The organism is Bacillus sp. BB51/4 (assembly GCF_008368845.1).
GTDB lineage: Bacteria > Bacillota > Bacilli > Bacillales > Bacillaceae_G > Bacillus_A > Bacillus_A wiedmannii.
Window position 1 is genome coordinate 1 of record NZ_QOSC01000037.1, and the last position, 15479, is coordinate 15479.

A 15479-nucleotide genomic window follows, 5' to 3' on the forward strand; every position below is an offset into this window, starting at 1 on the left:
CTTATGTTAACATCTTCGTTAGTTAATGTCAACCAAGTTTTTTATTTCGTTTGCCGCGCTTTGCGTTATTGCATCGGCGACTTGTTCTATATTACACCTCTAAACCTTAATCGTCAACATGTTTTTCTAAAAAAATATAAAAAGGCTTATCCCCTTTAAAATAAGCCTTTTTATCATATACCATTCTATTCGTTTATTATTTTTCTATAATTGGTAACGAGACGATAAACTGAATAATACCATCCTCATATTCAGCTCGAATACTACCACCTTGCAACTCAACAATACTTTTCGCAATCGCTAATCCAAGTCCCGATCCTTCTGTTACTCTACTTCTAGATTGATCTTTCTTATAAAAGCGTTCAAATAAACTCCCTAACTCTTCTCTCGTAAACTCTTCACTATGATTCGCAATTACAATTTGTATATCCCGGCGCTGCCTTTGAAGAGAAACCTTTATCTCCCCATCATCTTTACTATACTTAATCGCGTTCATTAATAGATTATCAAACACACGGACCATCTTTTCCGAATCAATCGCTGCATAGGTACGTTCCTCAGGAAACTTCTTAACAAACGTAAGTCCATGCTCTTCTGCCTGCGGTACTAACTCTTCTATTAATTGCTCCAATAACTCATTTATACAAACCTCTTGTTTTTCCAATACAACTTGCTCATTTGTTAACTTCGTATACTCAAATAAATCTTCTATTAAGTTCTTTAACTGCTCCGACTTCGCAAAAGCAATTCTCGTATACTCATCATGTTGTTCTTTATTTTCATATTTAGAATCTCTAAGTAATCGCAAGTAACCCATAATAGAAGTCAGCGGTGTACGTAAATCGTGAGATACATTCGTAATAAGCTCATTCTTTTGCTTCTCTAATTTACGTTCCTTTTCTATATTATCCATAAGCTCTTCCGCCATATTATTAATATTCTCAGTTAAAGACGCAATCTCATCTTCACCTTTCTTCTCAATACGGTACGCTAAGTTTCCTTTTTCTATTTCCTTTACACCTTGTGCCATCGCTTCAATTTGCTTCATCTTTCTCTTTGTTATATAGAAGAAAGAGAAAATGAACACGAGTACACCAATTAAAAATGGGAATGGTCCTTCTTGCGTATCATACATTACTACACCATCTGGTATTCCACTAACGAACATATACAAATTCTTATCTTCTATTGTAATAGGTGAAAAAGCTATAAATTCTTTTCTCGTATTTTCAAATACATCTCGACCATTTGAATAGTTAATCGCAAATGATGCTGCATTACGAATCGTATTATGCAAATCGATTTGCTCTTCTTGCGCCTGCTTCGTTTTATATAAAACTTTACCACTCTCATCAGTAACCAATATTTTTAAAGCTCTAGATCCTCGCTCTAAATTTTGATTCTCCATTTCGATCATATTGGATATAGCTTCTAATTTATTTTCATGAACCGAACTATTTGCTGCTCCTTGAGCTTGGTGATTAATTCGTTCCATACCAGCCCGATAATCGATAGTCGCTTGACGATTCGCATTCTCAAAAAATGGCGCAGCTGCCTTTGCTGACAAAACTCCTAATAACGCACAAGCAGCAAAAGTAGTAATCAATTGAATTCTTATACTCTTCCGTACGCCCTTTACTAATTTCTCAATTAATTGTCTTGTTTTTCTTACATAAGTAAATGGATTAAATATCTTTTTCAATCTTATACCCCACTCCCCATACTGTTTTTATATATCTAGGTTTCCTTGGATTCTCCTCAATCTTTTCACGTACTTTCCTAATATGAACCATTACCGTGTTATCCGACTGGAAAGATCTTTCGTTCCAAACCTTTTCATAAATTTGTTCCGCGCTAAAGACCATACCCGGATTACGAGCTAGTAATTCTAAAATCGAAAATTCCCTCGGGGTCAGTTTCACTTCTTCTCCATCCACAATAACTTTATGGGTTGAGATGTTTATTTTCATCTCTCCAATTTCTAGCTCGTCCTCATTTTGTATAGCGAAACCATTCATTTTCATATAACGGCGTAACTGAGATTTAATTCTTGCGATTAACTCTAACGGATTAAACGGCTTCGTTACGTAATCATCTGCACCCGTTGTTAGTCCTAAAATCTTATCCATATCTTGCGTTTTCGCAGAAAGCATAATAATTGGCATTTCTTTTTCTTCCCTTACTTTCATACACATATGGATACCGTCTACTTTCGGCATCATAATATCTAATACGACTAGATGCACTTCATTTTCTTCCAGGAGACGTAACCCTTCTTCTCCGTCTCCTGCTTGCAGTACTTTATATCCTTCATTCTTTAAATAGATTGTAATAAGATTCCTAATTTCTTTTTCATCATCTACGACAAGTATTGTTTCATTTGCCACAATATCTCCCCCATCACTTTTTTAATCCCTAACTTCTATTATAGGAAAACTTCTGAAGAAAAACGCTCGGAAATCCTTAAGTTTTTCTGAAGACGCAAAAAAGGTCTAGACTCCCCTTAAGTCTAGACCTTTCAAAAAACCCCTTTTATTTACGAACGTAGATGAAATATAGTACGAATAAAACTCCCATAACATACATAATTGGATGAATCTCTTTACGGCGACCACTTACTACCATTGTAATTGGATAGAAGATAAACCCGATCGCAATTCCTGTTGCGATACTATACGTAAGTGGCATTGAAATGATAGTAAAGAATGCTGGTACTGCAATCTCGAATTTCTTCCAATCAATTTCTCCTAAAGATGAAACCATCAAGATCCCTACAATAATTAACGCTGGCGCTGTTACAGCTGGTGTCACAACGCTTAATAGTGGTGAGAAGAATAGCGCTAGCAAGAAGAACCCTGCTGTTACAACTGCTGTAAATCCAGAACGTCCACCCGCCGCTACCCCAGCAGAAGATTCAATGTAAGACGTTGTTGTTGATGTACCTAAGATTGCACCGATTACAGTTGCAATCGCATCTGCAAATAATGCTTTTCCTGCACGTGGTAATTTATTGTTCTTCATTAATCCTGCTTGATTCGCAACCGCTACAAGTGTACCTGCTGTATCAAAGAAATCGATGAAGAAGAACGTTATAATAACAATCACCATTTGAACAGTGAAAATATCTCCGAAGTGAGTTAACGCCACACCGAACGTTGGTTCTAGACTCGGTATTGCTCCCACTACAGCTTTCGGAGTATCAATTAATCCTGTCGCTACTCCTAAAATTGCTGTAAGAATCATACCGTAGAACACCGCACCATTAACTTTCTTAATCATGAAGATGATTGTAGTAACAACCCCGAAGATTGCTAGTAACGTTGTGCCCTTTGTTAAATCCCCCAATCCAACAAGAACAGCATCATTTTTCACGATAATTCCGGCATTTTGGAATCCAAGGAAAGCAATAAACAATCCGATACCTGCCGCTACTGCAAACTTTAACTCTGATGGAATCGCATTAATGATTTTTTCACGAATACCTGAAGCTGTAAGAATAATAAAGATAATACCTGACATTAATGTCCCAGCAATTGCTGTTTGCCACGGAATACCCATCGTTAACACTGCCGTATAAGCAAAGAATGCGTTAATTCCCATACCGGGCGCCAAAGCAATCGGATACTTCGCGAATATCCCCATAATTAACGAACCAATCGCTGCTGCTAATGCTGTAGCAACGAATACTGCACCTGGATCCATTCCTGTACCTGCCGGTAACCCTTTAACATTTCCAAGTGACAGCGTAGCAGGATTGACAAATAATACATAAGCCATAGATAAAAATGTCGTTAAACCTGCTATGAACTCTGTTTTATAATTTGTACCGAGTTCATCAAACTGAAAATAGCGTTTCATCTTACGTTTCCCCCGTTATATGATTACTCGCCGTAATCTCCCTAGCCCTCTTTTATCTATTAAAAATAAAAAAGGCTTCCATTGCATATACATGGAAGCGTTCTATGAATAAAGACAAGTTCCCCCTCATCTTTATCTAAACGCCTCGTAGTCAAGCCATTTACGGTAGCTAGGTAGAAACTTTCGGGCCATATCCCCGATATTATACGACGGCATAATATTCACTTTTCGTTTGAATTACATACTCATATTAACTCGATGAAGTAGTTTTGTCAATTTAAAAACGAACATTTTTATAAACTTTTGTATTTTCGTTCGTATTAAGAGCAAAACACAAAAGATCCATCTATGCATGAGCAATAGATGGATCTTTTTTTATAATACTATTCCCACTCAATAGTTGCTGGTGGCTTACTTGTTATATCATACACGATACGGTTAACGTGTTTTACTTCGTTTACGATACGTACAGAGATTTTCTCTAATACGTCCCAAGGGATACGTGCCCAGTCAGCTGTCATACCGTCGATAGATGTTACTGCGCGGATACCTACTGTGTAATCGTAAGTACGCTCGTCACCCATAACACCTACGCTACGCATACCAGGGAGCGCAGTGAAGTATTGCCAAACTTCACGGTCTAAGCCCGCTTTAATAATTTCTTCACGTAAAATCGCATCAGATTCACGAACGATTTCTAATTTCTCTTCTGTGATTTCACCTAATACACGAATACCAAGACCAGGGCCTGGGAATGGTTGACGCCATACGATTTCATCAGGAATTCCTAGTTCTGATCCTAATACACGTACTTCATCTTTAAATAACGTGTTTAAAGGCTCAATTAATTTGAACTGCATGTCTTCTGGAAGACCACCAACGTTATGGTGAGATTTAATTGTTTGTGCAGTTGCTGTACCACTTTCAACGATGTCTGTATAAAGTGTACCTTGCGCTAGGAAGTCCATTCCTTGTAATTTAGAAGCTTCATCATCAAATACGTAAATGAATTCATTACCGATGATTTTACGTTTTTGTTCTGGGTCTTCTACACCTTTTAACTTGTTCATGAAGCGTTCTTGTGCATCCACTTTAATAACGTTCATGTGGAAACCTTCGCTGAATGTTTTCATAACGCCTTCTGCTTCACCTTTACGAAGTAAACCGTGGTCAACGAAAATACATGTTAATTGGTCACCGATTGCCTTATGAATTAATACTGCTACAACAGAAGAGTCTACACCGCCGCTAAGTGCGCATAGTACTTTTTTGTCTCCAACAGTTTCACGGATTTTCTCTAATTCTACTTCGATAAAGTTCTCCATGTTCCATCCTTCAGAACAACCACATGCGCCGAATACGAAGTTTTTAATTAAATCGTTACCGTGCTCAGAATGACGTACTTCTGGGTGGAATTGTACACCGTATAAGTTTTTGTCTTCATTGCTCATACCAGCAATTGGACAAGACTCACTTGTTGCATCTACTACGAATCCTTCAGGTAAACCAGTTACTAAGTCACCATGGCTCATCCATACAACTTGCTCTTCCGGAAGGTTCGCATATAATTTTGATTCGTTCTCTACTTTAAGAACAGCTTTTCCGTACTCACGGTGGTTTGCACGTTCTACTTTACCACCGAAGTGTTGCGTCATAAGCTGCATACCGTAACAAATACCGAAGATCGGTAATCCTAGTTCAAAGATTTTTTCATCACAATGTAATGCACCTTCACCGTATACACTATTTGGTCCACCAGAGAAGATAATCCCTTTTGGATTCATTGCTTTAATTTCTTCTGCAGTAATTGTATGTGGATGAAGTTCACTGTATACACCAAACTCACGAATTCGACGTGCTATTAACTGATTGTACTGACTCCCAAAATCTAAAACGATAATTGTATCATGCTGCTTCTTCAAAATAATCACCCCAACGTTAGTTCTCGTATATAAATATTTTTACCAATTTGGCAAAAAGCATTACTAATATAATAAAAAAAGCCAGTCCTCCGCCTCTAGTCTCATAACAAAGAAAAGGCAGGGGTCTGGCTTTATAAAGAAAGATAGTCTCCGCTCTTTATAAATATAAGACACACTGCCTTCATAGTCAGGTTGTTTACGGTAACCCGGTAGAGACTCTCAAACCTTATCTTTGAGGATATATGAAGGATCGTTTTATATTATCTTCCTAGATTCTAACAATGAAGTATCGATATGGTCAAGAGAGAAAGCGACAAAATTCTACAGAAATTCATTTCCTTTTCTAAAAAACATAAAAAAACATCCATTTCTATATAGAAATGGATGTTTTTCGAGCAAATGGAATTACATCATTCCGCCCATACCGCCCATGCCCATGCCGCCCATGTCAGGCATTGCTGGTGCATTTGGTTCTGGCTTGTCAGCAACTACAGCTTCAGTTGTTAAGAACATAGCTGCAACAGATGCTGCGTTTTGAAGTGCAGAGCGAGTTACTTTAGCTGGATCTACGATACCAGTTTCAAGCATGTTAACCCACTCGCCAGTAGCTGCGTTGAAACCAACGCCTACTTTTTCGCCTTTTAGACGCTCTACAACTACAGATCCTTCTAGACCAGCGTTGATTGCGATTTGACGAACTGGCTCTTCTAGTGCGCGAAGTACGATGTTGATACCTGTTGCTTCGTCGCCTTCAGCTACGATAGAAGCTACTTTCGTGTATACGTTCATAAGTGAAGTACCACCACCCGCAACGATACCTTCTTCTACTGCTGCACGAGTTGAGTTAAGTGCATCTTCAATGCGAAGTTTGCGCTCTTTTAACTCAGTTTCAGTTGCTGCACCTACTTTAATTACTGCTACGCCACCTGCAAGTTTTGCAAGACGCTCTTGTAATTTTTCACGATCGAATTCAGAAGTAGTTTCTTCTAATTGCGCGCGGATTTGGCCAATGCGAGCTTCAATTTGTTGTGAATTTCCAATACCTTCAACTACAGTTGTGTTTTCTTTCGTTACAACAACTTTACCAGCGCGTCCTAAAGATTCAATTGTAGCAGATTTTAAGTCACGACCTAATTCTTCAGTGATTACTTCGCCACCAGTTAAGATTGCGATATCTTCTAGCATTGCTTTACGACGGTCACCAAATCCAGGAGCTTTAACAGCTACTACATTGAATGTACCACGAAGTTTGTTCACTACTAATGTAGCTAAAGCTTCGCCTTCTACATCTTCAGCGATGATAAGAAGTGGTTTACCTTGTTGTACCACTTGCTCTAATACTGGTAAGATTTCTTGGATGTTAGAAATCTTCTTATCAGTAATTAAGATGTATGGGTTATCAAGAACTGCTTCCATTTTGTCAGAATCAGTAATCATGTAAGGAGATGCATATCCACGATCAAATTGCATACCTTCTACTACGTCTAATTCTGTTGTAAATCCTTTAGATTCTTCTAAAGTAATAACGCCGTCGTTACCAACGCGCTCCATTGCTTCAGCGATTAATTGACCTACTTCTTCGTCAGCTGCAGAAATAGCAGCTACTTGTGCGATAGAAGATTTGCCTTCGATTGGTTTAGAAATCTCTTTTAATTCTGCAATTGCAGCAGTAACAGCTTTTTCGATACCTTTACGAAGACCCATTGGGTTCGCACCAGCTGTTACGTTTTTAAGACCTTCACGAATCATAGCTTGTGCTAATACAGTTGCAGTTGTTGTTCCGTCACCAGCTACATCATTTGTTTTGCTAGCAACTTCTGCTACTAATTTTGCACCCATGTTTTCGAATGCATCTTCTAATTCGATTTCTTTCGCGATTGTTACACCATCATTTGTAATAAGTGGTGAACCAAATTTTTTCTCAAGTACAACGTTACGACCTTTTGGTCCAAGCGTTACTTTTACTGCGTTTGCAAGAGTGTCGACACCGCGAAGCATCGAACGACGTGCTTCTTCACTAAATTTAATATCTTTTGCCATAATAATTGACCCCCTTGAATTTTTTAAGATTTATATAATTAACCGATAACTGCTAAAATGTCACTTTCACGTAAAATCAAGTAGTCAGTACCTTCATATTTTACTTCAGTACCTGCATATTTTGAGAAGATGATAAGATCACCTGCAGCTACCTCTAGAGCAACACGCTCACCATTTTCAAGCACTCGACCAGTACCTACTGCAATAACTTTACCCTCTTGTGGTTTTTCTTTTGCAGTGTCTGGTAATACAATACCACTTGCTGTTTTTTCTTCTGCTTGAACAAGCTCAATTACAACGCGATCACCTAATGGCTTTAGCATGAACAATAACCTCCTCATTGTGTTATGTAAATTTTATTTATTAGCACTCAAGTCACTCGAGTGCTAACACACTTATAATAATAAATAATCTCAATTTCTTTTGCAAGTAAAAAAATCATAATTTTTTCGCAAATTAAGCTATACACTTTTCTATATAGAGTCCCTCTTCTTCTACCTTTACTATATGAATCGTTGTTTCCACTACTCGTATGTTACAATATGAAAGGACACCCTAAGTTGTTTTCGCTATACACACAACTTTCTCCTGTCTTCTATTATAATTTCAAATAAGGATTTACGAAAAAAACATAATTTAAGTGAAGTTTATATCGTAGGTAGCATACTTACATGTTATCCTACCTTATCTCATACACTAGAGTTAGAAAGGATGGTTAAACCATTTGAAAAAACAATATTGGTGGGTTATCGTTACATACATTTTAATGCAGTTATCATCCATTGCTGGATTACCACTTCTGCTGAAAACTGGACTTTATGATAACAGGGGATTTACTAGAGAAGAGAAATTTCAACTCATAACTGGCCACTGGGCAATCATTAGCTTCTTTATTGCATTATGTATCGTACTTTGGTTACTTAGAACAGATATTCGTGACAGACGTTTAGATACAATGCGCTCTACTGTTCCAGCTACGATTGGTTGGATTTTTATCGGGTTCTTCCTAGCATTTTTCTCACAAAGTATTGCCGGTATGATAGAAATGCGTGTATTAGGCATTAAACCTGGATCAGAAAATACAGCAAGACTTATGGATATCGCAAGAACGACACCTTGGTTCCTTATCGTTATCTCTATAATAGGACCTATTTTGGAAGAAATCGTATTTAGAAAAATTTTATTTGGTACACTTTATAAGAAGTTTAACTTCTTTATCGCTGCTATCATTAGTTCTCTCGTATTCGCAGCAATTCATTTTGATTTCACTCACTTATTGGTATACACTTCTATGGGACTCGTATTCGCCTTTTTATATGTAAAAACGAAGCGTATTATCGTCCCTATCGCAGCTCATGTTGCAATGAATACATTAGTTGCAGTTGCTCAAGTTTTAATGAGCAATGAACAAATTCAAGAAATGATTAAAGAAGCTGAAAAAATGCAAGGCTTTATCGGAGGATTTTTAGTATGAGGAACTCACCATTGTTCATGGCTGCATTGTACTTCCTTCTAGGATGTATCTTTACACGCTTCGCCATTACGAACGTAACAGATACAATCTGGAATATGTGGACAATACTATTTGCAGTTATGGCAACAATTGATTTTAATTTGGCACTTCGCCTTATCTTAGTTAAATTCACAAAGAAAAAACAATAATAAAACGCAGAGGTCGCTTCCTCTGCGTTTTATTGTGGATAATTCTTTAAAAAGTAAACAAGTGTTTGTAACTCTACCGCTAAATCAATATGGTGAATTCTTATATTATCTGACACATTTAAGCGCGCTGGTGTGAAATTTAAAATACCATGCACGTTCGTTTCTGCCAATCTATCTGCTACAGATTGTGCTACTGTAGCGGGTACTGTTAATATTGCCACTTGTATATCAGTTGATAAACGTTCTTCTAATTCATCTAAATGATATACAGGAATGCCCCCGATTTCTGTCCCGACTTTCTCTTCACTAACATCAAACGCCATTTCAATTTTTGTATTATTGTTTTTCGTGAAATTATAATGTAAGAAAGCGGTCCCTAAATTACCTACTCCAATAAGTGCTACACGTGTTATATCATCTTGGTCGAGTGTTTCACGGAAAAATGATAATAAATAATTTACGTTATATCCATAACCTTTTTTCCCTAACGCTCCAAAATATGAAAAATCTCTTCGAATCGTTGCGGAATCAACTTTTACCGCTTCACTCAATTCGGCTGATGAAACACGTTGCTTACCAGAAAGAGATAAGTTTTGGATAAATCGATAGTATAGAGGCAATCGTTTGGCAGTGGCCTGTGGAATTTTTTGCTGCTCCATATAACCTCTCCTCTCTTCCTATCTTTATTCATATACTTGAATCAAATACAGAAGTTTAGCACTCATGAATTTCCCTGTATAATAAAGAGAAGAAGTATTCTCTCTTTATTTTAAACTATACACTATTTTTAGTATGATTGAGAAATATAAACATGGCAAAGTTAAGAAATTATTTGAGGTGAAAACATTGATTTTATTACAAGTAAACGCGCTTACGAAATTATACGGTGCCGAAACGATTCTTGCAAACATAAAATTGGAAGTTCAAACGAAAGATCGTATCGCATTAGTCGGACGAAATGGGGCCGGAAAATCTACATTATTAAAAATAATAGCTGGTGAGCTATCTCATGATGGTGGCGAAATTATAAAACCGAAAGATGTCTCAATCGGATATTTAGCTCAAAATACCGGGTTAGAAACATCTTTAACAATTTGGGATGAAATGTTAACCGTCTTTACACACTTGCAGCAAATGGAGACAAAACTTCGAAGGCTAGAGCAAGAGATGGGAAAAGAAGAAAACTTTTCAAACGAGGCTACATATGAAAGATTATTAGCTGATTATGACCAATTGCAATTAGATTATAAAGATCAAGGTGGATATCAATATGAAGCAGATATTCGCTCGATTTTAAGTGGTCTTGGCTTCCCAGTTGAAACGCACCAGACGACGATTTCTACATTAAGTGGTGGACAAAAAACACGATTAGCTCTCGGTAAATTATTATTAACGAAACCAGACCTACTTATTTTGGACGAGCCTACAAACCATTTAGACATCGAAACATTAACATGGCTTGAACAATATTTACAAGGCTATCCTGGCGCAATACTAATCGTTTCTCATGACCGTTATTTCTTAGATAAACTCGTTACACAAGTATATGAAATTTCGAATAAAGAAAGCAGACGATTTGTTGGTAACTACAGTAAATATTTAGACTTGAAATCAGCATTATACGAGCAAGACATGAAACGTTATGAAAAACAACAAGATGAAATCGCTAAGCTTGAGGATTTCGTTCAAAAAAATATAGCTCGCGCATCTACGACAAAACGTGCTCAAAGCCGTCGTAAACAATTAGATAGAATGGAATTATTGACTAGACCTTTAGGTGATTCTAAGTCAGCATCCTTCCACTTCGATATCGAAAAACAAAGTGGAAATGATGTTTTACAAGTAAAGGATGCAACTATCGGCTATGATGATGATCCGATTATTGAACATGTAACTATGCGCTTAACTCGCGGGGATAGCGTTGCTTTAGTTGGTCCAAACGGAATTGGGAAATCCACATTATTAAAATCACTTGTGAATAAGTTACCACTATTAAATGGTGATGTTTCTTTCGGATCCAATGTATCTGTTGGTTATTATGATCAAGAACAAGCAAACTTAACATCTTCTAAGCGAGTTTTAAATGAGTTATGGGATGAATATCCACTGCAGCCCGAAAAAGAAATTCGCACGATATTAGGTAACTTCTTATTCACAGGGGATGATGTACTAAAACCAGTATCTTCTCTTAGTGGTGGACAAAAAGCTCGATTAGCTCTTGCAAAACTTATGATGCAAAAATCTAATTTATTAATTCTCGATGAACCTACGAACCATCTTGATTTAAATAGTAAAGAAATTTTGGAGAATGCTTTAATTGATTATCCAGGCACCCTTCTATTTGTTTCACATGACCGCTACTTTATTAATCGTGTAACGACGACCGTTGTTGAGTTGTCAACAGAAGGTGCACAAGAGTATTTAGGCGATTACGATTACTATGTGGAGAAGAAAAATGAAATGATTGAACGCGCAGCATTTGAACAACAAGAACAGCAAGAAAACCAAGCACCTGTTCAAAAAACTGTAGCTCAAGAAAAATTAAATTATCTCGAAGAAAAAGAGCGTAAACAATTAGAACGTCAACGCACTCGAAAAATTGAGGAGCTAGAACAAAATATTGTAGAATTTGAAGAAGAAATTGCTACGTTAGAAGATCAACTTTGCTTACCAGAAATATACGCAGATTATGAAAAGGCTAGTGAAATTACAACGAAAAAGCAAACACTACAAGAGCAACTTGATGCTTGTATGGCAGAATGGGAAGAATTACATTTATAAGAGTATGAATAAGAAGGATGTCTCATAAGTCGGGATTTTTGACTATGCGACATCCTTTTTATCTTCTAGCTGGGGTATAAACGATTCGACACGACATACCGATTTACCGACAAAGTTTGACAATGTTGGCTCGCCCCTATAATAAGGGCACATTTCAAAATGTTTTTTAGAGATATCTTCTTGCGATTTATTTCCCAAAGAAGAATACATTCAAAGGTCAGACTTCATCTACTTTATCCACAGGTTTATACACATATCCACCTTTATAAAATAAACCCCAAAATAACTTTTCCACATTATCCACAACCACCAAAAAAGTTATCAACATTTTATATACACAATAAAACCCACATTATCAACAGATAATATGGGTTTTATCCACAAGCTGTGGTTAATTTTGTGCATAACTATTCTTCAATATCTAATCCTGGATTTGCATTTAGAGCTAATGTAGCACGTTTTCCTTGTTCATATGCAATTGTACCTGCGGCTGCAATCATCGCTGCATTATCGGTACATAAAGATAGTGGAGGAATAATTAGCTCGATATTTTCTTTTGTCGCAAATTCCGCTTCCAAACGTGCGCGAAGTCCTTTATTCGCAGCTACTCCACCAGCAAGAAGCAGTTGCTTTACGTTATACGCTTCTGCTGCACGAGATGCTTTCGTTACAAGCACATCTATTACACTCGCTTGGAAACTTGCTGCTAAATCTTCCGGTGCAATTTCTATCCCGCGTTGTTTTGCGTTATGCACAGTGTTGATAACTGCTGATTTCAATCCACTGAAACTGAAATCATACGAATCAGGTTCTAGCCATGCACGAGGCAAATCAATTGTCGGTTCCCCTTCATGTGCAAGGCGATCAATGTGAGGACCACCTGGATATGGCATGGATAATGTTCGAGCTACTTTATCATATGCCTCTCCAGCTGCATCATCTCTCGTTTCACCAATCACTTCGAATGAACCATGTTCTTTCATATAAACAAGCTCCGTATGTCCACCAGATACAACAAGTGATAGTAGTGGGAATTGAACTTCTTTTACTAAACGGTTCGCATAAATATGCCCAGCTATATGATGAACACCCACTAGAGGAATATCATGTGCAAAAGCCACTGCTTTCGCTGCATTTACCCCTATTAAAAGCGCTCCTACTAACCCAGGTCCTTCTGTTACAGCAATTGCATCAATATCATCAAATGTAATATTTGCTTCTTTTAAAGCTTCTTCTAACACAACTGTAATTTCTTCTACATGATGACGGGATGCAATCTCTGGTACAACTCCGCCAAAACGTTTATGACTTTCAATTTGTGATGCAACGACATTCGCAATAATTTCCGTTCCATTTTTAACAACTGCTACTGCTGTTTCATCACAACTTGTTTCAATACCAAGTATAATCGTATTTTTTTCCATTATATATTCACCCACATTACGAGACCATCTTCCTGATTGTCTGCATAGTATCGTTTACGAATTCCACCATTTTGAAATCCGTATTTTCTGTATAACTGTTTTGCTACTTCATTTGATACACGTACTTCAAGTGTCATTGTTTTTACCCCTAAATCTTTCGCTTCGGAAATAACTTCTTTCAATAAAGCATCCCCTAGCTTTTGACCTCTGTATTCTGGCAAAATAGCTACATTTGTTATATGTGATTCATCAATAATTATCCACAATCCACAATATCCAATTACACGACCATCTTTTTCTAGCACAACATAATGTGCATGTTCATTCGTCGTTAACTCACGGTGAAAGGCATCTGCAGTCCAAGGAGTTGAAAAAGACGCTTCTTCAATAGCTACAATTTGAGCGATATCATCGAGTTCCATCTTTCTAAATATCATATCCATCTTCTGCAAGCTCCTACTTGTTTTGACTTTCTAACCACTTTGTTTCAGCTTCAGCTAAACGAAGATAACTAGGAACAAATGAATGTACATCTTGTTCTTCTTTTTGTAACCCTAAGAAAGCTAACTCACTTGGTCTTGGGTTATTTTTAGTGAAGGGAGCAAATACAGCTTGGCCGCCTAAATGTTCGATAATCGTCTCTTTGTGCAGTTTAACATCGTTACCAATAAATAAAACAGGCTTTCCTGTATCTTTTAACATTTGCAACCAGTCTACAATAAGGATGATTCGGTCTTCTTCTATAGAAGTTAAATGCTCTCCTTCATATGTATATAACCCAGTATAAATTTGTCCGCGTCTTCCATCAAATAAAGGACAGATTAATCCATCAAAATTAGCACCGTTTGCAGCCACTACTTCTAAACTTGATACACCTACAATTGGTATTTGAAGTGACCAAGCTAATGTTTTTGCAGCTGTCACACCTATGCGAACACCTGTATATGATCCAGGTCCAGCAGCTACAACGATTTTAGTTAATTCTTTCGGTTTTACACCACATTCTTTTAATAATTTCTCTACAGCTGGCATAAGACGTACAGAATGGTTTTTTGTTAAGTTTGTAATGATTTCCCCAATTACGTTTCCTTCCTCAATAAGGGATACACCCATTACGTAATTTGAAGTGTCAATTGCTAGTACTTTCATCTTGTAATAGCTCCTCACATAATCTAATATATCGATCTCCAATTGGCTCGAGTACAATTTTCCTTGTATCATCTCCAGCATGGAATAAACTAATTTGTAACTTCTCATTTGGTAAAAATGCTTCTATTAAATGAGCCCATTCTACTACGGTAATTCCTTCACCGTAGAAATACTCATCAAAACCTAAGTCCTCTTCACTTTCTGCTAAGCGATACACGTCCATATGATATAGCGGCAATCTCCCTTTATATTCTTTAATAATATTAAAGGTAGGACTATTTACAACTCTTTTCACTCCAAGACCTTTTGCTAGTCCTTTTGTAAAAGTTGTCTTACCAGCCCCTAGATCTCCTTCTAAAATAATTACATCTTGTGCCCCGACAAGTCCACCTAGTTTTTCTGATAATCTTTGTGTTTCCTCAGAAGAGTTTGTTGTTATTTCATATTTACTCACAGACTTCACCTACTTTACTCACAATGTTCTCTGCTCTTTATTATACAGGTTTTGAATATATAAAAAAGTCCTTAGGAGTTTTCCTAAGGATAGTTTGACTGTCTTTATTAGTTTTTTGTTAAAACAAATAAAAAAATACGAAACAACATGTTTCGTTCTTTTCTTTATATAAAATGGCGGTCCCGACCG

General features: G+C 37.0%; 14 protein-coding genes and 2 riboswitches. Of the genes, 3 read left to right on the top strand and 11 right to left on the bottom strand.

The window, feature by feature from the left end; translation table 11 throughout:
- Nucleotides 1-196 precede the first annotated feature (196 nt).
- The 6 genes from ampS to groES form a co-directional block, all read right to left on the bottom strand.
- Complete coding sequence (gene ampS, locus DN392_RS29940) at nt 197-1702, bottom strand: aminopeptidase AmpS (protein ID WP_000719256.1); 1506 nt, start codon at nt 1700-1702, stop codon at nt 197-199.
- Complete coding sequence (locus DN392_RS29945) at nt 1686-2387, bottom strand: response regulator transcription factor (protein ID WP_001262950.1); 702 nt, start codon at nt 2385-2387, stop codon at nt 1686-1688. Before DN392_RS29945 ends, ampS begins: the two co-directional genes overlap by 17 nt.
- Nucleotides 2388-2532: 145 nt before the next feature.
- On the bottom strand, nt 2533-3858 hold the full coding sequence (locus DN392_RS29950) for an NCS2 family permease (RefSeq protein WP_000833097.1): 1326 nt from the start codon (nt 3856-3858) through the stop codon (nt 2533-2535).
- 128 nt (nt 3859-3986) lie between these two features.
- Nucleotides 3987-4088, bottom strand: a riboswitch (purine riboswitch).
- A 153-nt stretch (nt 4089-4241) separates the two neighbouring features.
- A complete protein-coding gene (gene guaA, locus DN392_RS29955; RefSeq protein WP_000743912.1) occupies nt 4242-5780 on the bottom strand; it encodes a glutamine-hydrolyzing GMP synthase in 1539 nt (512 codons plus the stop codon).
- Nucleotides 5781-5944: 164 nt separating this feature from the next.
- A riboswitch (purine riboswitch) is annotated at nt 5945-6046 on the bottom strand.
- 139 nt (nt 6047-6185) lie between these two features.
- Nucleotides 6186-7820, bottom strand: coding sequence for a chaperonin GroEL (gene groL, locus DN392_RS29960; protein ID WP_001029984.1), 1635 nt, complete (start codon nt 7818-7820; stop codon nt 6186-6188).
- A 38-nt stretch (nt 7821-7858) separates the two neighbouring features.
- The gene (gene groES / locus DN392_RS29965) at nt 7859-8143 is read right to left on the bottom strand and encodes a co-chaperone GroES (protein WP_000917306.1); all 285 of its coding nucleotides are present in this window, start codon (nt 8141-8143) and stop codon (nt 7859-7861) included.
- A 401-nt stretch (nt 8144-8544) separates the two neighbouring features.
- Between groES and DN392_RS29970 the strand changes: the two genes are divergently transcribed.
- Both DN392_RS29970 and DN392_RS29975 read left to right on the top strand, forming a co-directional pair.
- A complete protein-coding gene (locus tag DN392_RS29970; protein WP_000745348.1) occupies nt 8545-9294 on the top strand; it encodes a CPBP family intramembrane glutamic endopeptidase in 750 nt (249 codons plus the stop codon).
- A complete protein-coding gene (locus tag DN392_RS29975) occupies nt 9291-9482 on the top strand; it encodes a YdiK family protein (RefSeq protein WP_001246201.1) in 192 nt (63 codons plus the stop codon). The genes DN392_RS29970 and DN392_RS29975 overlap by 4 nt, the downstream gene beginning before the upstream one ends.
- A gap of 29 nt (nt 9483-9511) precedes the next feature.
- On the opposite strand, the gene DN392_RS29980 is transcribed toward DN392_RS29975, so the two are convergent.
- A complete protein-coding gene (locus DN392_RS29980) occupies nt 9512-10141 on the bottom strand; it encodes a redox-sensing transcriptional repressor Rex (RefSeq protein WP_000437704.1) in 630 nt (209 codons plus the stop codon).
- A gap of 187 nt (nt 10142-10328) precedes the next feature.
- On the opposite strand from DN392_RS29980, the gene DN392_RS29985 reads away from it, so the two are divergent.
- Entirely contained in the window at nt 10329-12263 is a 1935-nt protein-coding gene (locus DN392_RS29985) for an ABC-F family ATP-binding cassette domain-containing protein (RefSeq protein WP_000602169.1), read from the top strand.
- 407 nt (nt 12264-12670) lie between these two features.
- Here DN392_RS29985 and tsaD read toward each other — a convergent pair whose 3' ends face one another.
- From tsaD to tsaE, 4 genes are read right to left on the bottom strand one after another with little or no spacing between them, the layout of a single operon-like run.
- A complete protein-coding gene (gene tsaD / locus DN392_RS29990; RefSeq protein WP_000414582.1) occupies nt 12671-13687 on the bottom strand; it encodes a tRNA (adenosine(37)-N6)-threonylcarbamoyltransferase complex transferase subunit TsaD in 1017 nt (338 codons plus the stop codon).
- Complete coding sequence (gene rimI, locus DN392_RS29995) at nt 13687-14130, bottom strand: ribosomal protein S18-alanine N-acetyltransferase (protein ID WP_000367200.1); 444 nt, start codon at nt 14128-14130, stop codon at nt 13687-13689. Before rimI ends, tsaD begins: the two co-directional genes overlap by 1 nt.
- Before the next feature lie 13 nt (nt 14131-14143).
- Nucleotides 14144-14836, bottom strand: coding sequence for a tRNA (adenosine(37)-N6)-threonylcarbamoyltransferase complex dimerization subunit type 1 TsaB (gene tsaB / locus DN392_RS30000; protein WP_000865748.1), 693 nt, complete (start codon nt 14834-14836; stop codon nt 14144-14146).
- Nucleotides 14817-15290 carry a tRNA (adenosine(37)-N6)-threonylcarbamoyltransferase complex ATPase subunit type 1 TsaE gene (gene tsaE, locus DN392_RS30005; protein ID WP_000049636.1) on the bottom strand — a complete coding sequence of 158 codons (474 nt, stop codon included), beginning with the start codon at nt 15288-15290 and terminating at the stop codon, nt 14817-14819. Before tsaE ends, tsaB begins: the two co-directional genes overlap by 20 nt.
- Between the last annotated feature and the right edge of the window lie 189 nt (nt 15291-15479).

Coding starts and splice junctions, on each gene's coding strand:
- groL (WP_001029984.1), bottom strand. CDS start 7,820: ATGGCAAAAGATATTAAATTTAGTGAAGAAGCACGTCGTTCGATGCTT.
- tsaB (WP_000865748.1), bottom strand. CDS start 14,836: ATGAAAGTACTAGCAATTGACACTTCAAATTACGTAATGGGTGTATCC.
- rimI (WP_000367200.1), bottom strand. CDS start 14,130: ATGGATATGATATTTAGAAAGATGGAACTCGATGATATCGCTCAAATT.
- DN392_RS29975 (WP_001246201.1), top strand. CDS start 9,291: ATGAGGAACTCACCATTGTTCATGGCTGCATTGTACTTCCTTCTAGGA.
- DN392_RS29980 (WP_000437704.1), bottom strand. CDS start 10,141: ATGGAGCAGCAAAAAATTCCACAGGCCACTGCCAAACGATTGCCTCTA.
- groES (WP_000917306.1), bottom strand. CDS start 8,143: ATGCTAAAGCCATTAGGTGATCGCGTTGTAATTGAGCTTGTTCAAGCA.
- DN392_RS29950 (WP_000833097.1), bottom strand. CDS start 3,858: ATGAAACGCTATTTTCAGTTTGATGAACTCGGTACAAATTATAAAACA.
- tsaD (WP_000414582.1), bottom strand. CDS start 13,687: ATGGAAAAAAATACGATTATACTTGGTATTGAAACAAGTTGTGATGAA.